This is a genomic window from Pseudoalteromonas ardens (genome assembly GCF_030125445.1).
GTDB classification, from domain to species: domain Bacteria; phylum Pseudomonadota; class Gammaproteobacteria; order Enterobacterales; family Alteromonadaceae; genus Pseudoalteromonas; species Pseudoalteromonas ardens.
In genome coordinates this window covers 209,441-228,113 of sequence record NZ_JASJUV010000002.1, presented here as the reverse complement: position 1 = coordinate 228,113, position 18,673 = coordinate 209,441, and the positions used below count along the sequence as shown (strand labels likewise).

At 44.5% G+C, this 18,673-nt stretch carries 16 protein-coding genes; 14 read left to right on the top strand and 2 right to left on the bottom strand.

The window, feature by feature from the left end; translation table 11 throughout:
* The first annotated feature begins 2 nt into the window (after positions 1-2).
* The 3 genes from QNM19_RS05980 to QNM19_RS05970 all read left to right on the top strand — a co-directional run bounded on the left by QNM19_RS05980 (position 3) and on the right by QNM19_RS05970 (position 4,959).
* On the top strand, positions 3-1,151 hold the full coding sequence (locus QNM19_RS05980) for a 5-(carboxyamino)imidazole ribonucleotide synthase (RefSeq protein WP_082225487.1): 1,149 nt from the start codon (positions 3-5) through the stop codon (positions 1,149-1,151).
* A 68-nt stretch (positions 1,152-1,219) separates the two neighbouring features.
* Complete coding sequence (locus QNM19_RS05975; protein ID WP_049865231.1) at positions 1,220-2,161, top strand: YeiH family protein; 942 nt, start codon at positions 1,220-1,222, stop codon at positions 2,159-2,161.
* 323 nt (positions 2,162-2,484) lie between these two features.
* On the top strand, positions 2,485-4,959 hold the full coding sequence (locus tag QNM19_RS05970) for a S9 family peptidase (RefSeq protein ID WP_049865232.1): 2,475 nt from the start codon (positions 2,485-2,487) through the stop codon (positions 4,957-4,959).
* Between the two features lie 42 nt (positions 4,960-5,001).
* On the opposite strand, the gene rrtA is transcribed toward QNM19_RS05970, so the two are convergent.
* The gene (rrtA, locus tag QNM19_RS05965; RefSeq protein ID WP_049865233.1) at positions 5,002-5,574 is read right to left on the bottom strand and encodes a rhombosortase; all 573 of its coding nucleotides are present in this window, start codon (positions 5,572-5,574) and stop codon (positions 5,002-5,004) included.
* 82 nt (positions 5,575-5,656) lie between these two features.
* Between rrtA and ggt the strand changes: the two genes are divergently transcribed.
* The 7 genes from ggt to QNM19_RS05930 all read left to right on the top strand — a co-directional run bounded on the left by ggt (position 5,657) and on the right by QNM19_RS05930 (position 12,836).
* The gene (gene ggt / locus QNM19_RS05960; protein WP_049865235.1) at positions 5,657-7,420 is read left to right on the top strand and encodes a gamma-glutamyltransferase; all 1,764 of its coding nucleotides are present in this window, start codon (positions 5,657-5,659) and stop codon (positions 7,418-7,420) included.
* A gap of 173 nt (positions 7,421-7,593) precedes the next feature.
* A complete protein-coding gene (locus QNM19_RS05955) occupies positions 7,594-9,288 on the top strand; it encodes an NAD-dependent malic enzyme (RefSeq protein ID WP_284026471.1) in 1,695 nt (564 codons plus the stop codon).
* A 194-nt stretch (positions 9,289-9,482) separates the two neighbouring features.
* Positions 9,483-10,298: an ABC transporter substrate-binding protein gene (locus tag QNM19_RS05950; RefSeq protein ID WP_049864161.1), complete on the top strand. Its 816-nt coding sequence runs from the start codon at positions 9,483-9,485 to the stop codon at positions 10,296-10,298.
* A gap of 83 nt (positions 10,299-10,381) precedes the next feature.
* Complete coding sequence (locus QNM19_RS05945; RefSeq protein WP_049864160.1) at positions 10,382-11,080, top strand: SIMPL domain-containing protein; 699 nt, start codon at positions 10,382-10,384, stop codon at positions 11,078-11,080.
* A 48-nt stretch (positions 11,081-11,128) separates the two neighbouring features.
* Complete coding sequence (locus tag QNM19_RS05940; protein WP_049864159.1) at positions 11,129-11,503, top strand: MAPEG family protein; 375 nt, start codon at positions 11,129-11,131, stop codon at positions 11,501-11,503.
* A complete protein-coding gene (locus tag QNM19_RS05935) occupies positions 11,503-12,144 on the top strand; it encodes a sulfotransferase (protein ID WP_049864158.1) in 642 nt (213 codons plus the stop codon). The genes QNM19_RS05940 and QNM19_RS05935 overlap by 1 nt, the downstream gene beginning before the upstream one ends.
* Before the next feature lie 119 nt (positions 12,145-12,263).
* Positions 12,264-12,836 (top strand): MiaE family protein, encoded by a 573-nt coding sequence (locus QNM19_RS05930; RefSeq protein WP_049864157.1) that lies wholly within the window; start codon positions 12,264-12,266, stop codon positions 12,834-12,836.
* A gap of 198 nt (positions 12,837-13,034) precedes the next feature.
* On the opposite strand, the gene QNM19_RS05925 is transcribed toward QNM19_RS05930, so the two are convergent.
* The gene (locus tag QNM19_RS05925; RefSeq protein WP_049864156.1) at positions 13,035-13,943 is read right to left on the bottom strand and encodes a substrate-binding periplasmic protein; all 909 of its coding nucleotides are present in this window, start codon (positions 13,941-13,943) and stop codon (positions 13,035-13,037) included.
* Positions 13,944-14,491: 548 nt separating this feature from the next.
* Between QNM19_RS05925 and QNM19_RS05920 the strand changes: the two genes are divergently transcribed.
* Genes QNM19_RS05920 through QNM19_RS05905 form a run of 4 tightly spaced genes read left to right on the top strand, consistent with a single transcriptional unit; the run spans position 14,492 to position 18,672 of the window.
* Complete coding sequence (locus QNM19_RS05920; RefSeq protein WP_010384695.1) at positions 14,492-14,875, top strand: response regulator; 384 nt, start codon at positions 14,492-14,494, stop codon at positions 14,873-14,875.
* On the top strand, positions 14,872-15,783 hold the full coding sequence (locus QNM19_RS05915; protein WP_049864155.1) for an AAA family ATPase: 912 nt from the start codon (positions 14,872-14,874) through the stop codon (positions 15,781-15,783). Before QNM19_RS05920 ends, QNM19_RS05915 begins: the two co-directional genes overlap by 4 nt.
* A gap of 2 nt (positions 15,784-15,785) precedes the next feature.
* Positions 15,786-16,736: a DUF58 domain-containing protein gene (locus QNM19_RS05910; protein ID WP_049864154.1), complete on the top strand. Its 951-nt coding sequence runs from the start codon at positions 15,786-15,788 to the stop codon at positions 16,734-16,736.
* Entirely contained in the window at positions 16,726-18,672 is a 1,947-nt protein-coding gene (locus tag QNM19_RS05905) for a transglutaminase TgpA family protein (protein WP_049864153.1), read from the top strand. Before QNM19_RS05910 ends, QNM19_RS05905 begins: the two co-directional genes overlap by 11 nt.
* The last annotated feature ends 1 nt before the right edge of the window (position 18,673 follow it).

Below are 18,673 nucleotides of genomic sequence, written 5' to 3'. Positions count from 1 at the left end.
TAATGAAAGTATTAGTTTTAGGCGCAGGCCAGTTAGCTCGCATGATGAGCTTGTCTGCTACGCACTTAGATATTCAGGTCTCTGCATACGATGTCGCGACTCAGCAAATTATTAACCCGGTAACGTTCGAAGCACACAGTGCAACACTGGAGCAAGCAATAGCGGATGTCGACGCCATTACTGCTGAGTTTGAACATATTCCGGCGGATGTTTTGTCGGTATGTCAGCAAACGGGGAAATTTTACCCTGGAGCCGAAGCCATACTAACCGGTGGTGACCGAGCTAAAGAGAAAGCCTTGCTTGAAAAAGCGCAGGTAGCCTGTGCCCCATATGCATTGATCACAGAAAAACCCCATTTTTTGGCAGCAATTGAAAAGTTGGGCAAACCGCTTGTCGTTAAAACATGTCAGGCAGGCTATGACGGCAAAGGTCAATGGCGTGTAAAGCATGATGATGAAATTGAGACAATCTGGCAGGAAATGTCCGAGTTTTTGGCAGCCGGTACCGATGCAGCACCTCATGCCATTATCGCTGAGCAAATGATCCCATTTGACCGTGAAGTGTCAATCATAGGTGTGCGAGATCGCAGTGGTCAATGTCGCATCTATCCGCTGACGGAAAATCAGCATACCAACGGCGTGCTAACATTATCTATCGCAGGTAAAGAAAAGTCGGCAATTCAAGCTCAGGCAGAATCGGCATTCTCAGCATTAGCCAGTGAGCTTGATTATGTTGGTGTCCTGGCAATTGAGTTTTTTGACGTCAACGGCACGTTATTGGTCAATGAAATAGCACCTCGAGTGCACAATTCCGGGCACTGGACACAACAAGGCAGTCACGTTAGTCAGTTTGAAAATCATATCCGTGCCATCGCGGGCTTGCCTATAGGTGATACCACTCTGATCAGGCCAACAGCCATGGTCAACGTTTTGGGACAGGAAAACATTCCAACTAACGTATTGCAGATACCAGGTGTAACCAGCCACTGGTATGGAAAAGCCGCAAAACCAGGCAGAAAAATGGGTCATATCAACGTGTCAGCTAACAGTCTGCACGAGCTTGGCGAGCGTCTTGCTGACCTGGCTGAAATACTCCCTGAATCAGCTTACCCAGGGATAGCCGAAACAAGCCATGCCCTAATCCTTAACTAGGGTATAAGTGCGCCGTGATTATCATTATCCGGCGCAATTTTATCTGGTGACTGCGTGCGAGCGTACATATGTTATTAGAACGACCCGGCTTTCACAAAGCGCTATTTTTATTAGTCTTCTTATTTGCGCTATCGCCATTTGCCAGCGCCTCCTCAGCACTGTTCATCGGACTTGGCTTTGCTCTTATATTGGGTAATCCGTTACCTGATTTATCCAACAACGCATCAAAATGGTTATTAAAGTTGGCCGTCATTGGCTTGGGATTTAACGTCAATATCGAAGAAGTACTCGCTGTCGGTCGTAGCTCCCTGGTTTTAACCATCATCAGTATCACCGCAATCATAGGTTTGGGCGAAATTCTTAGTCAGGTATTTCGACTTAATCGTAATACAGGCACCCTGATCTCATTTGGCACAGCAATTTGCGGTGGCAGTGCGATTGCAGCGATGGCCCCAGTGATCAAAGCAAGGCAGGATGAAATCGCCATTTCGCTGAGTGTCATTTTCGCTTTGAATGCGCTAGGCCTGCTCATTTTTCCCTGGCTTGGGCATTACTTCTCGCTTTCAGAAAGTCAATTTGCTTTATGGAGTGCACTGGCAATTCACGACACCAGCAGCGTCGTAGCTGCAGCCTCAGTATATGGGCCCGTTGCTCTTACGATGGCAACAACGATTAAACTTACCAGAGCGATGTGGATCGTGCCCTATGCTGCTATGGCAGGTGTGTTCTGGCGCTCTTCTGAAAAAGCCAGTATTCCTTTGTTCATTATCGGCTTCATTGCCGCGGCTATGATCAATACCTGGTTGCCAAACTACCAATCTGTGTGGTCCGTACTTTATAGTGGTGCTAAATCAGTGTTGGTTGCGAGCTTGTTTCTGATAGGCAGTGGTGTGTCCATGGCAATGTTGCGTCAAAGTGGCTGGCGGCCGTTCGCTATGGCATCGATACTATGGTTTATCGTCAGTGGCGTTATGCTGTTACTGATTTTGGATGGGCTGATCACACTTTAAAGGGCACAGGCCTTGCGAAATAAGTACTGAAGGGTTAATACCGCATAGCAGATCAGGGGATTACAAAAAAAATAAAAAAAATGAATTTTTTTGGAACTTATTCTGTCAATCGCTGGTCTACTTTTATGAGGCGTGGATAGGCCTCATTTCATACTCGTTGTCCATCAACGACTATGTGAGCGCAGAGAGTATTTGGCCAGTAGCTTTACTGGCCTTTTTTTTGCAATAAACGCTCTGTCTGGTTGTTTGTCTAAAATTGTTCGAATTATCTGGCTTCATTTGCTTAAATTAGGCTTCAATTGCAATTTTAGATAATTCATAAAATGAAACAATCTCTTACTTCTCTCGCCGTGGCATCCGCGTTATTTTTAGCTGGCTGTCAGGTCACACAAAACAGTAATAACAATCAAAACTCCCAAATCACGTCCCAAGCAACTATAGCGACAACTGTCGAAGCAACCGGCTCTCAGGCGATTACCCTGGAACAGGCAATGGCTGATCCAGACTGGCTTGGCAGAAAGCCTGAAGGCGGATTTTGGAGTGCAGATAGCCAATCTGTTTTGTTTAAGCAAAAACAATCAGGGAGCAAATTAAGAGACACGTTTAAGTACGATGGACAAGGAATTGAACAGGTCGACTTATCTGATAAACACCAGGTAGGTGCAGGTGATGCTGTTTATTCACAAGATGGTAAGCTACAGGCTTATGTTTTTGCGGGAAATGTGTTTGTTAAAGATATCATCAGTGACCAGGTAAGGCAGTTGACCAAATCAAGTCAAAAAGCTGAGCAACTTCAGTTTTTGACTTCAGGACAACTTGCGTATCTAGCAGACAATACGTTTTATGCGATTGACCTTAACACCGGCCTGACAACCGAGCTGGCTAAATTGATTGTCAAAGATGCACCATTGGGAGTCACTGAGCCAACCAGTTATATTGCACAAGAACAGCATCAATTGATTAGCTATGTAGCGCTGCAGCACAAGAACGCCAAAGACGCACAGAGCCGGAAAAAAGCGTTGGTAGATCAAAATAGCACCTTAGACAATAATCTCTTTTACCTGGGCAAAGACCAGCGCATTGTAGAGAGCAGTTTGTCTCCGTCAGGCGACAAACTCATCGTAGCTACGACCAAAGACATACCTGAACGTAGTGCTCAGGACATCATGCCAAACTATGTGACTCAGGATGGCAACATCGACCCGGTAAAGGCTCGTAGTCGCGTTGCTGATAATAAACCGGTTGAACACACACTGATAGTTATTGACCTGAACACCAAGCAGCAGCAATCACTGAGATACGACGCGTTACCAGGTTTTGATGAAGATGTGCTCGCTGATGTCAGGAGAGAAAATGCAGAGGCACAGGGTAAGACCTATAGCAGTAAACAAGCACCACGTCATATCACACTGATACTTGATTGGGGCTGGGACCAATCTCCCATCCAATGGAATACGCAGGGAACTGAAGTTGCGGTGATGCTTGAATCCTGGGATAACAAAGATCGTTGGATAGCCACAGTTGACTTTAGTAACAACAAACTCGTGTCTCAGCATCGTCTGCACGATGAAGCATGGGTGAACTACACACACAACGATTTTGGTTGGCTCAATAACAAAGACACGCTGTACTATCTGTCTGAAGAGTCAGGTTACAGCCATTTGTACACCAAGCCCCTGAATGGAAAAGCGACCCAATTAACATCAGGAAAGTTCGAAGTTTCAGAGTTGACGCTAACCAAAGACAACGCTGCAATCTATTTTAAAGCGAATAAAAAGCACCCTGGTATTTACGAAATATACCGCGTAGGTGTGCAATCTGGCAATTTGGAGACATTAACCAATCTCAATGGTATGACAGATTATGTATTGAGTCCGGATGAAAGCAAACTCTTGTTGACGCATTCAAAAATTGTTATGCCTCCAGAGCTATACATTGCAAACGCTGAACCTGGAAGTGAAGTAAAACAAATTACAAATACAGTATCAGACGCGTTTTTAAGTAAAAAGCTCATTGCACCTAAAGTCGTTGCGGTACCATCTAGCCATACCGATCAACCTATTTATGCGAAAGTTTACTATCCTGCAGATTATCAGGAAGGAGAGCAAGGCAATACGCGTAAAGCGGTGATTTTTAACCATGGTGCGGGATATCTGCAAAACTCTCATCTTGGCTGGTCAGTGTACTTCCGCGAGTTTATGTTTCACTCTTTACTTGCCAGCGAAGGCTATGTGGTAATGGACATGGACTACCGGGCATCAAAGGGATACGGACGAGATTGGCGTACGGCCATCTATCGTCATATGGGTAAGCCAGAGATCGAAGATTTGGCTGATGGCGTAAACTGGATGGTTGAGAACGTCAATGTTGATAAGGGCGCAGTCGGCACCTATGGCGGGTCGTATGGTGGATTTATGACCTTTATGGCTTTGTTCACGCAGCCTGAATTATTCCAGGCTGGGGCAGCACTTAGACCTGTTACAGATTGGGCTTATTATAACGACCCTTACACGTCTAATATTCTGAATCGCCCGGCGGATGATCCAATTGCATATCGTCGTAGTTCACCGATTTATTTTGCTGAAGGCCTCAACAAGCCTATGTTGATCAATGCCCCAATGATTGATGACAATGTGTTTTTCCAGGATGTGGTTCGGTTAGTGCAGAGATTGATTGAACTGGAGAAAGAAAACTATGAAACGGCAATTTATCCGGTAGAACCGCATGGCTTTGTGCAGCCTTCGAGCTGGCTGGACGAATATCGTCGCATCTATAAGTTGTTTAAAGAAAACTTATAGTTGATGTGTGGCGCAGGTCATTCGGGCTGCGCCACCGCTGTGCTATTTTTTTTGCCATAGTAAAGGCAAGGCCAATACCATACCGCCAACAGCACCAATCAAGTGCGACTCAATGGCAACGCGCGATGAAATAAGCGCACCCACTTCAGCGCTGGGTCCGGCGTACTGTTCCCAGGCGAGCTTACCTAGAATACCTAAAAATAACAGAATTCCGGTTCTTTCACCGACTTTGATGTCTTTTATCGCTCCCCAGACGATCACACCGTGAAGGAGCCCGCTTAATCCGGTATAAATACGGATATCCGGACACAATAGCCAAATACCAATTCCGGTCCAAAGCCCGAGTAGCAGCAGGTGTATCGCATAAGTTTTGGGCGTGCGGTATTCTGCATGTAATACCCAGATAAACCCGATACCAATGACATTCAGTAACCAGTGCATCCAATTGGTGTGAACATACTGGCTGGTCCAGACCCGCCACAACTCGCCTTGCTCGATCAACTCACGGTTAAAGAGCAATAACTCCTGAACAGGCGGCAACATAAGCAAAGTACAAAAGGCAATCAAAATCGCAGGCGGCAAAACGTAACGGGGCGCTAATGGCAGATCAAACATAATATTTCTTAGAATTTTTTTGCATATTGTGCCTGTTTACTTTTATGATGCCAATCATCTATCAGAAGAATTTCCAGACTCTATGAAACATCGCCTATCACTAGCCGCTCTGGCGCTTGGCGCCGTATTGCCATTCACTTGTTCAGCTTTAGACAGTAACACCAGAGAAGTCAGAGAACCCGAGGCTGCGACCGGATTGCAGCTTAAAAAAGAAAAAATCGCCAAAAAGTATATGGTAGTTGCAGCCAATGCACATGCCAGTAAAGCAGGACAGTTAATGCTGCAACAAGGTGGTAGTGCTATTGATGCTGCTATTGCTGCTCAGCTGGTACTGACACTGGTAGAACCGCAGTCTTCGGGTATTGGCGGTGGTGCGTTTATTCTTCACTATGATAAAGAAAATGAATACCTGACAACTTTTGATGGTCGTGAAACGGCGCCGCAAGGGGCAAAACCATCGTTATTTTTAGACAAAGAAGGCAAACCGGTGCGGTGGATTGAAGCCGTTGTAGGTGGCCGCTCTGTTGGTACGCCAGGTATTTTGCATGCTTTAAAACAAGCACATGACAAGTATGGCAAACTCAAGTGGCGTCACTTGTTCAAACCGGCAATCGCGTTAGCTGAAAATGGCTTTAAGGTATCTCCTCGGTTACACATGCTATTAAAGAAGGAACTGAACCCGGGACTAACTAAATTGTCTCCTGCCAAAGAGTATTTTTATCCTGACGGTAAACCACTTGAAACAGGAACATTATTACGTAACCCTCAATTGGCAAAGTTGTACCGGGAAGTAGCTGAATTTGGCCTCAAAGGCTTCTATGAAGGTAAAAATGCCGATGACATCGTACGTGCTGTGCAAAAAGCCGAAATTGCCCCGGGTACCTTGTCGTTGACGGATCTAAAAAACTATCATAGTAAAGAACGAGCGCCCATTTGTACCAACTATCATAGTTACCGAGTATGCTCGATGGCACCGCCCAGCAGCGGTGGTATTGCTGTGTTACAGATCCTAAAACTACTGGAGGGTAAGAAGCTTAGCCAGTATAAACCAAACGACCCAGAGGCCATTCATCTGTTTACTCAAGCCTCTCGCCTGGCGTTTGCCGATCGAAACTACTATATCGCAGATCCTGATTTTGTTGAGGTGCCAACACAAGGCTTGTTAAACCCAGCATACCTTAAGCAACGTGCCTCATTAATTAGCGATAAAGACAATAATGATTTTCCTATTGGTGACCCGAGTATGGGCGCGTTAGCTTATGCTCAGGACGACAGTTACGAATTACCTTCAACCACACACCTGTCGATTGTTGACGCTCAGGGGAATGCTGTTTCCATGACTTCATCGATTGAGATGGCTTTTGGTTCAACCGTGATGGTAAATGGTTATCTGCTGAATAATCAGCTGACAGATTTTTCTTTGTCACCTAAAGTGGGTGACTTATGGGTTGCTAACCGGGTAGAAGCGAATAAACGGCCACGTAGTTCGATGTCGCCGGTGATGGTGTTTAATAAAGATGGTTCACTCAAATTGGTAGTTGGCTCTCCAGGTGGCAGTCGAATTATAAATTATGTCGCGCAAACGGTGATTGGCGTACTCGACTGGGACTTGTCTGTACAACAGGCGATAGACTTACCTCGGGTAACCAATCGCAACCGATACACAACACTTGAGAAAGGCACTGACGTGGCAAAGTTGAAGCCAATTCTAGAGGAAAAAGGCCATGTTGTACGCGTCAGAGACCTTAATTCTGGTATTCACGCCATAGAAGTTACTGATGGCCAGTTAGTGGGGGGAGCGGATCCTCGCAGAGAAGGGGCTGCTATGGGAGAATCCAGCGAGTAACCTTGGCGATTATTTGGGATTTATCGTATAATGTACGGCTCTGTTTACGCATTGTCCATGTGTAAACAGAGCCGTTTTTTATTGGTCTGACATGCTTAAAATTCATTGAATTTTAATGCATTTGCGCAATAATAATTCCTTGTACTTAAATTACCGAGTCACAGCTTGTAAATATGACTAAACAATCCGATCCCAATTATCTCTACATTCCATACTCTGGCCCAACGCTTTTAGAAACTCCGCTATTAAATAAGGGCAGTGCATTTAGTCAGCGCGAACGAGAAAACTTTAACCTCACAGGTCTCGTGCCGCCACGCTTTGAAACCATTGAAGAGCAAGTCGAACGCTGTTACCAACAGTTCTCTAGTTTCAGTGACAACCTCAACAAGCATATTTATCTGCGTGCCATTCAGGATAACAACGAAACTTTATATTACCGTTTGGTCCGTGATCACCTTGAAGAAATGATGCCCATCATTTACACCCCGACGGTGGGGGATGCATGTGAAAAGTTTTCAGACATCTATCGTAGCTCTCGCGGTTTGTTTATTTCGTACGAAGAGCGTCATCAAATCGATGATATCTTGCGCAACGCGACTAAAAATAAGGTAAAAGTCATCGTTGTGACAGATGGTGAGCGCATTCTGGGCCTGGGAGACCAGGGGATTGGTGGTATGGGTATTCCGATTGGTAAGCTCGCGTTGTACACCGTCTGTGGTGGGATCAGCCCGGCCTACACTTTGCCTGTGATGCTTGATGTAGGTACAAATAACGAAAAGCTACTTAATGACCCAATGTACATGGGGGCGCGCCACAAACGTATTTCTCAGGAAGAGTACGACGAGTTCCTGGATTTGTTTATCAAAGCTGTAAAACGCCGTTGGCCTAATGTTTTGCTGCAATTTGAAGATTTCGCACAACCCAATGCTATGCCATTGCTGAGCCGTTACCGTGATGAGATCTGTTGCTTTAACGATGACATTCAGGGAACAGCCTCTGTTACCGTAGGTTCACTGTTGGCAGCTTGTCGTGTTAAAGGCACCAGATTATCTGAACAGAAGGTGGTTTTTGTCGGTGCTGGTTCTGCTGGTTGTGGTATTGCAGAGCAGATCATTGCGCAGATGGTGTCCGAAGGCATTTCTGATGAACAGGCGCGTAGCCAGATATTTATGGTTGACCGTTATGGCCTGCTAACGGAAGGCATGGAAGGGTTACGTGACTTCCAGGCAGCTTTGGTTCAGTCGAAATCTGCACTGGAGGCTTGGAGCTTCAGTGGTGAATATGCCTCTTTGCTGGATGTTATGCATTGCGCGCAACCTGACATTCTGATCGGTGTATCAGGTCAGCCGGGGCTGTTCACTGAACAGGTCATAAAGGCTATGCACACTGGGTGTGAACGGCCTATTATTTTCCCACTGAGTAATCCTTCTCGTCAGGTTGAAGCCCATCCGAAAGATGTGATTGAATGGACCAAAGGCCAGGCGATAGTCGCGACTGGTAGTCCGTTCGATCCAGTGGAATTTAATGGTGAAACATTCACTATTCCACAATGTAATAACAGCTATATTTTCCCAGGTATTGGTCTGGGTGTGTTGGCAGCAAAAGCATCGCGCATCACAGAATCTATGCTGATGATTGCCAGTGAAATGTTGGCAGAGTCTTCTCCTTGGGCTAATACAGGAAAAGGCAGCTTACTTCCTTCACTTGTTGAAATCGAACCACTCAGTAAACGCATTGCGTTTGCTGTGGCAAAAAAAGCGATGGAAGAGGGCGTGGCGCTGGAAATGCCGGAAGACCTCATTTGGGCTGCAATTGAGAAAAACTACTGGTTGCCTGAGTACCGTAACTACAAACGTTGTAGTGTTTAAACCAGCAATATAAAGGGTGTGGCGCAATTACACATTTTGCGCCACACTTATTATCAGTATGAAACGCTATACACATAGCGTTGGGCTGTGCATGGAGCACTGATAGAAAGTCTGTGCAATCCGACCCCATTTTGCTCTGTAGTAGGATCCCAGCAAAACCGGCTTTGCATTGATGTTCGATGTAGGTGAACTAAATGCGCTATGCCTTCATGATAGCACTGTTGTTTTTTTCTATTGGGTTACGCAGTGATCCTATTCACATAGACATTGTGTCGGATTATTCTCCTGATTCAAACAAAGCCCCGGCCGACCTCGCCACACAACTGCTGCTTAAACTCGAAGAAACACTCGAGGATAAGTTAATCCTGACATTCATGCCGGCCAGCCGAAAAAGAGAATGGCGTGAGCTGGTACGTAATCCCAAAGCATGCCTGTATAACAAAGTAAAAACGCCAGAAAGAGAAGCCATGGCACTGTTTACACCTTATCCGCTGATGTCTTTTCCTGCCAACCGACTGATATTAAAAGATCAACCGAATATTCCAGATACAGTGTCACTAGGCACCATAGTCAGAATGGGGCTTAATATAGGCGTCTCAGAGGGTCGCTCTTATGGTCTGGATATCGACAATTTTATTTTAGAAAACCGAAGGGCTTTTTGGATATCACAAGGGAATCAAAGCGCTTTTCGGCTAAGAACTATGTTAAGTCAGGGGAAATTGGATGGCATTATTGAATATAGCTCTGTGTTCATTAATGAACATCCATCAGCGCAGGCGCTCAACGGCTATAGTTTTCATGCGATAGAAGAAGCCGGGTTAACCATTTTTGGTTATATCGCTTGTGCGAAGTCAAATGAGGGTAAGCGCGCCGTCGACTTTTTACAATCCGCGCTGCAAAGACCAGACTTACAGCGCGCAATTATATCAGCGCATACCGGCTTATTCTTTGAGCAGGAAGAACCCTTTATACTTCGCTCTTTACACAAAGCGTATAACATTCAGCATTGATTAACAAACTTGTGCTTTAATTGGCGCAAAGCATGTGGTTTTATAAACCACACATTTTGTTGAATCCAAGTAAGGAGGCGTTCATGCGCTCACTTTTAGCCGCTGCTGCATTTGCGATCAGTACCTGTGCACACGCAGGCAGTTTACCAGAGGGCCCACATTTGTACGTTAAAGGGATGTCGTCTATGGAAGTGCAGCCTGATGCCGCCATCATTCGTGTCGCGATAACAGAAAAACACAAGTCGTTGCCTGAAGCCAAGTCGAATGTTGACCAAATCATGGCAAAGGCGATCCAGATAGCGAAAGACTTTGGCATTAAGAGCAAGGATATCCATGCGCAACAGCTCAATGTTCATCGTCAAACACGTTACAATCGCAAATCTAATGAAGAGGAATTCGAAGGTTTCAGAGTCAATCGCAGCCTGACTGTTAAACTAAAAGATCTCGCCGAATATCCAAACTTGCTTCAGGCTTTTGTGGACAGTGGCATCAATCAGTTTAATAACACTGAATTTGTCGTTGAAGACAAAGCCGAATATATGAAAAAGCTTAAGAAATCAGCCATTGAAGAGGCAAAGGCGGCAGCCAGAGAGCTGGCCGATGACTTTGATGTTGACCTGGGCCGTTTGTATTCTGTTTCATTTTCACCGATGAGCGTGCCGGTACAGCCTTACGCCCGAGGTAAAATGATGGCTGCTGAATCTATGGACGTAAGCCAAGCTTACAATACTGGTGATACGACATTAACCGCAGAGGTCTATGCAGTATATTTTATTGAGTAAACCCCCTATACTGGACCTACTTATAATACTTACAAGTAGGTCTGCGTCATGATAACAGGATTTTTTGCTGCAATATTTACACTTTTTTATATCAAACTCAGCTTTGATATCATAGGTTTACGTCATAAGAATCAAGTCTCCCTTGGAGATGGTGGGCACCCCGAATTGGAACGTGCGATCCGTGCCCATGGTAATTTCATGGAATACACGCCATTACTATTAATCTTGTTGTTTGCCCTGGAATTTCAGGGAGGCCAGGTAATTTGGTTATACATCACAGGCGGCACCTATTTAGCTGGTCGGGTTTTACATTCGATTGCGCTCAACAAGACGAAGCTTAAAATGCGCGTCATAGGTATGGCACTCAGTTTCCTGTCATTACTGGCCCTGTCGATTATTAATCTTTATTGTTATTTTGTTTAATGAAAAAAATCTTTATTGCTGGTTTGCCAAGAACCGGTACTACCAGCGTATGTGCTGCATTTCTCGAATTTGGGTTTAAAACAGCACATACAGCCTACACCCGTGATGCACTGGATCAGGCACAGGTGATTGCAGATACACCTGTCTTTAACGACTATAAAAAACTTGCTGATTTATACCCAGACAGTCGCTTTGTTTATCTCGAAAGAGCGATGGCAAACTGGGTGCCCTCTGTCAGACAATTGCTCACTCGTATGCTACCCAGGTTAGAGACTCAGCAAGGGGGCTTCAATGACACTCTTAAACGTTGTTACTTTGATACCTTTGAAAACTTAAGTGCTGAAAACATCGCATCTGATCAGTATCTTATTGATATTTATAACAAGCATCGTAATGAACTATTGGTTTTTTTAGAGGCGAAGCAGATAGGGCATTTAATACTAGATGTATCGCACCAGGATAGCATACATCGCCTTTCGAGCTTTCTCGATATTCATACTAACGCGGATAGCCGTATGCCAAACCTTAATCAGGGCGGAAAGGTGACAGCCTGGAAACAAATTGTTCATCCACTAAAAATCGAGTCGACCAGAAAAGGTAAAGCAGACAGAGATAGTATTTTATACAGCTCAATTACATAGTGGGTAAAAGTAATGTCCGATACCAACCGGCGTAAATCAAAATTGGCTTAGAGCAGCGTTGTAATACAATGCCGTACTTGGGTAAAATGCCAGGAAACTGGTAACTAAACAAATAAAACATGTTTGAATTAAAATTCCATACTCCATTTGAATGGACTCATAAAGTGATGGCTGAATTTGATACTTTTTTGCAAGATCACGCAGCAGCAGAGAAAAAAGCGTCTGGCATGGCCATGTCAATGTTGAGTCATTATCCTGATCGAATAAAGCTGGTAAAGGCGATGGCAGATCTTGCGATAGAAGAAATGATTCATTTTAAGCAGGTACTTAAGTTATTGACCGATCGCAGTGTGACTTTGGGCAATGACAAAGCCGACCCTTACATTAAAAAAATGCGTGCCTTATTTCGTCAGGGCTCAGAAGAGTTTCTAATTGATCGCCTGTTAGTTGCCGCGGTGATTGAGGCGAGGGGGCATGAGCGTTTTTCTCTGGTGGCAGAAGCCTTGCCTGAAGGTAAAGAAAAAGACTTTTACGTAACCATTGCTAAGTCAGAAGAAAAGCATAAAAACCTGTTTGTTGAACTCGGCTACGAATATTTTGACAAGGCTATAATCGATGCGCGTCTGGAAGAAATACTGACTGCGGAAGCCGAGATCTGCGAAAGTATTCCATTTACCGCTGCATTGCATTAATCGAACATTAGCTAACCTGAAAACAGGCTAATCTCTGTTATGTTAAATTGATCGTAGAATGAAAAAGGGACGGTAACTCTGCTCCCTTTTTTGACACACACGAGACATTTCAACGACAATTAAAAGTGACGAGTCAATGAATTGGGCACGAAAAGCAGGGCGCTCCGGTATTTCCTATAACACAACTGAAAATAAACACTATTTGCAGCTTTTAGCAGTGTTGTATTTTATTTCATCCAGAACGCCGTACTTTTTAAATTCAGCGATAGCCTGATTAAGCTCAAATAACAGGGTTTTCCCGTTTTTATTGTGCTTTGAAACAGCAAAGAACAAGCCGTTCATTTGCAATACGGGCTCAACCATCACCAAGTTTTGCACTCGAGATAAATTGCTATTGTCTTGAAATAATGCTTCGAACTCCATCTCAATGACTTCCGGATCGCCAATAATTAAGTTTACGCGCCCAGCCATTAACAGCCTGATATTGTGGGCGTCATCAACAGCCTCGATGACATTGAATTTGCCTGCATCCATTAAACGGTCAAACTCGGGAGTATTCTGATAACCCCGGACAACACCAATCCGTTCATCCGCCAGTGCTGCCAGGTTGGTAAAATGGTCTGTGTTGTAGTTCTTTCGTTTATAAAGCGCAATGAGACCCCAGCCAAATGGCTCGCTGAGTGTGAGATGATCCAAACGACGTGTGCCAGGAAAAGTATCCGAGGGGGCTTCTGGTTCAATGAAGTATTCCGGGACCAGTACATCTACTTTGCCACTTTCCGCATAGGCTACAGCTCGCGCCCAGGGATAGAATGTAACTGTTGCACCATAATTTTGACTGTGCAGTAACGCAATTACTGCCTGCATAACCCAGCCTTGTTTACACAGGTTTTGCCCAATGTAGGGCTGCCATTCCAGGGTTGTCACTTGAACCTGCTTGGCTGCATTCATATTGTACTGAAAGGAGTAGCCATCGATTTTTCGACCAGTAACAATATGCGTACCTTTATAATCTCGATAGGTCACGCTGATTTGCTTACCATTTGTATCGGTAGCAAAAGAGTAGCTCGAAAATAAACTGTATAACAAAAACAAGGCAACTGGCATTGCTAAAAGCTCATAATGTCACTGATCTTAAGCTTAGTCACAATCAGAGTAGTTGTCACAAATACCTAATTTAACATAACGTAAATTATGGGAAGTAAATAATATGATGAACACAAGCTCTCTTTTGATAGCTTTATGATTGAAGTAATGTCCTATACTAGACGGTATCGGACATTTGTGAATATTTGGCATTGTCACTCTTTTCCTTACTCCGAATTCAGTCAATCCTTACTCAACCCAAAACAGACATTTCAGAGCTTAGCCCACAATGCTAGTTCTAGTTCTGAGTTGGTTATCTTAGTCAGGAAAATTGAATGGAAACGACATGTGCCTGCATTCAGCCATGCCTTGGCACTATTCGTTGTTAGCGCATCTCACTGCGATAACTATCATGGCCATCATGCCAAGCTGGGACGTTAAATGGGTTTTCTACTTACACGCTATCTTATCGCTATGATGAATTTACCGTTAATTTATAAATTGCCATTGAGCTCACATTGCGCTTGTCTTAGTATTAGCCTTGTCGTTCAAAAGAAGTAAAATACAATATGGAACTTGTCAGACCCCTAGAACCAATTTTGATCATCGATGACGTTGAGGATGTGCGCAGTTACCTGATAGATATTCTTGAAAACTTGGGTTTTGAAGAAGTCTATGAGTCTGAGGACTTTAAATCAGCGATGCCTTTGATGGCAGAAAAATCTCCTAATGTTATCTTCCTGGATATCGAGCTGCCTGATACCGATGGTACACAAATCCTTGAGTATATTAATGAAAACTACCCCAATGTTCATGTCATTATGTGTTCAGGACACAACAGCCTGGAAAACGTGCAAAATACCTGGGAATTGGGAGCGAAAGGCTTTATTGCTAAGCCCTTTAACGCGAAAAAAGTTGATTCAGTAATGAAAAGACTTGAAATGATTGCATGAATAAAACCACAGAAGCGATAATCGTTCAGCTCTCAGAGCTGATATTAGGTAAAGAAGAGCAGATCCGGCTGGCCGTTGTTTGTTTGCTATGTAAAGGGCACCTGCTAATTGAAGACTTACCCGGAATGGGTAAAACCACCCTCTCCCACGGCCTTGCCAATGTACTTGGATTAAGTTACCAGCGTGTTCAGTTTACCAGTGATCTGTTACCCGCCGATATTACCGGCTCGAGTGTATTTAACACACAACAACAGAGTTTCGACTTTCACCCTGGCCCCATCTTTAGTCAGGTGTTACTGGCAGATGAAATCAACCGTGCCAGTCCAAAAACGCAAAGTGCCCTGCTAGAAGCAATGGAAGAGCGCCAGGTGACAGTTGATGGTAAGTCACACCCATTACCAGAACCGTTTTTTGTCATTGCCACGCAAAACCCCTTGCATCAGTCAGGTACACATCCTTTGCCAGAATCTCAACTAGATCGTTTTTTCCTGCGGATTAGCCTGGGTTACCCTGATGAGCATGCCGAGAAGAGCCTGATATTGGGCAATAACCTGCAAAGGCAATCCCTCAACGAGCTGTCATGCGTATTAGAACTGACTGCGCTGGGTGCCCTGCAGCAGGCAGTGATCGCCGTTAATCTGTCTGACTCAGTTGTACAATATATCATTAACCTGGTGAATTTCACACGCCACAGTGGTCAGTTTAGTGATCCTCTTTCACCACGAGCAAGTATCGCATTAGGCCTTGCCACGCGTGCTTATGCACTTACGCAAGGGCGTGATTACGCATTACCTGATGATGTGCAGGCTGTGTTTGCGGCCGTCGCAGGACATCGCTTGAATATTTCCGCCAATGAACTCGATGATGTGGTAAAAGGGATTTTTGATAACGTTGCGGTTGTATTGTAATCATGGGCAGTGACTGGTTACAGTCCTGGCTGGCTGACATGATCAAGCGTAAGCACAGCGCTGCGCAACTTACCCTTTCTCACCATAATATCTATATTGTCCCTTCTAAACAGGGCGCCTTTTTTTTGTGCATGGTGATCCTCAATTTTATTTTAGGTAGTAATTATCAGAATAATCTGATCCTTGGGGTCGCTTATGTGATGCTGCTTATTCTGGTTTTGGCTTTGATATACGGTTACCTTAACTTACATGGCCTGACGATTCAGTTGCTGGATGTTAAGAACAACTTTGCTTCTAAACCGGTAGAAGTTTTGGTAAAGCTCAATATGCCCCATGATTGCTACTCACTGGATATTGTCAGCCAGGACTTTGATTTTAGCGACTGTAATGAAAACCATAAGCAAGGTACTAAGGTGGTTTCTATGTTTTTGCACCCTGAGCTACGAGGACGCTACCAGCTTGGCAGGCTTAAACTATCGAGTAGCTACCCTTTCGGCCTGGTCCGCGTCTGGACTTACCTGAACACAGACAAGACATTTTGTGTCTACCCTGCTCCGCTGGCTTGTCAGCTGACATTCAGTGAGCAAGAAGCAACGGCTGAACAGGGACAGTACGTACATCAAAGCACACAAAGTCATGAGAACTTCGATGGTTTAGAGCGCTTTAGGCCAGGGGTAAGTAAAAGCCGTATTTCCTGGCGGCATTTTGCAAAGAGTCAGCAACTTCTGGTGAAGCAATACAGTGGTGATAGCTATTATTCTCAGCACACATTTGATTATTCAGCACACGATGGCAACAAGGAAAGTCGTTTGTCGAAATTGTGTTATCAGGTACTTGAAGCAGATAAGCAAGGTGATATGTTTGCCCTGCGATTAAGCAATGCCGCTCAGGTGAGCGCTGATCGAGGAGATAAGCATAGAGAGAAGTGTCTGGAGGCGTTGAGTGATTTCTGACAAACTGCTAGGGTCTCAAACCTTACTGACAACACTTCTCTATGGCTTAGTCAGCATCCTGCTTGTGGACAGTTTCGGCCTGGTATTTACCTGTGCCATGTTGCTTATCGTGCTTTTCAAGCTCTCTATTCATAAACAGTTGGTTAAAGGCCCATCCGAAAAGTTGATTAACCTATTGGCCTTCACGATTATACTGGTTGTGTTTGTCGCAATCGGCTTTTCTAATCTGGTAGAAATGTTCGTTTCATTACTATTGGGGGCATGCGCATTAAAAACCATTCAGGCAAAAACAAAGAAACAAGCCATGTCTGTGCAGTTACTCAACTTTTTCGTTTACCCTTGCTTTTTTATCTTCTCTCAGAATGTTCTGTCTTTACTATTTGTGCTTGCACTTCTGGTGATCAACCTGGCGCAAATGTTGTGGATCGAACATGACATAGAATTACGCAGCGCAATGAAACAAGCCACAAAGCATTTGCTACTCGCGCTCCCTCTGGCCGCCATTATGGTGGTACTCTTGCCGAAAGTTTCTCCATTTTGGCAGCTCCCCGGCGCAAAAAAAACACAAACCGGGCTTTCTGAGGACATAGACCCGTTTGAAATATCAGAGTTATCTCGCTCTGACGAGTTAGTTTTCAGGGCGATTCTTCCTGATAATGCTCAGATGAAACCGCCATTTTATTGGCGAACCTTAATCCATGACAAGTTTGACGGCAAGCGCTGGCGGGTTTCAGCACATCACGACGTCCCCTTACAAGCACCTTATCGTGCAGTCGGCGCAAGTTACACTGTCATCGCCAGGCCATCAGGTAAAACCTGGTTATACAATCTGGGCCAGGCAAAGTCTGCTACACGGGGTGTGAATACCAATCATTTTGGCACTTTATTTATGCAGAATCACCTGAGTAGTAGTATGGAATATCAGGTTACGCCTATTCATGTTTCAGGGGCTGGTATGGTCAATTGGCAATATCGGCTCAATACCGCATTACCAGAAGAAATCAATCCGCTTGCAACAGCCATGGCAATGCGATGGGATAGTACGACAGACAATACCGCTGATTTTATAGAGCTGATGAAGCAGTACTTTATCGAACATAGATTTAGTTACTCACTTAAGCCTGCAACGATAAGCGACCGAGACAGTATTGACACTTTCTTAACTGAGACACGAGAGGGGTTCTGTGGTCATTACGCTGCTAGTGCTGCCTTTATGTTGCGAGCAGCTGGTATCCCTGCCCGGCTCGTGTCGGGATACCTAGGCGGAGAATATAATGAAGAGCGCGGATATTACAGTGTTTATCAATACGACGCGCACGCCTGGGTAGAGTATTATGTTCCTCAGCAAGGTTGGTATCGTTTGGACCCTACCGCTTGGGTAGCACCGGATAGGCTTATCGGATCTTTGTCTGAATTAACCCAGCTGGAAGAAGAATTTAAAGACAACCTTGGCCTGAGTCTGATGACCTATTCTAATCTGGCGTTGGTAAATTGGGTAAGACTCCAGATTGAACAACTTGATTATCAGTGGACCCGTTGGGTACTGAACTTTGATCATCAAAAACAATCCAGATTATTGCGAGATTTATTTGGGCAGTACCACAGATTATTGCCGGCATTGAGCGTGTTTTTATTGCTAATAGCCATATTTATAGCCCGATTCTGGTATCTGCAACGCAAGCAATTGGTAAAATTACCTGAGGCAGTCAAACTTCATCATGCTATTTGTAAAATAGCAGGAGAAGAGTTACATAAGTTGACGCCCTCACAGGCATTATTGAGTTTAAAGTCGCAGTATCCTGGCTTGTCTCAAGAACTGGAAGAATTTAACCAATATTTTGTAAAATCAAGATTTTCCCGAGCGCAATTAACCAAAGCTGAAGCTACAAGGATGAAAGCGCTTGGCCGTTTAATAATAAAAAAGGCGAAAAAATAAC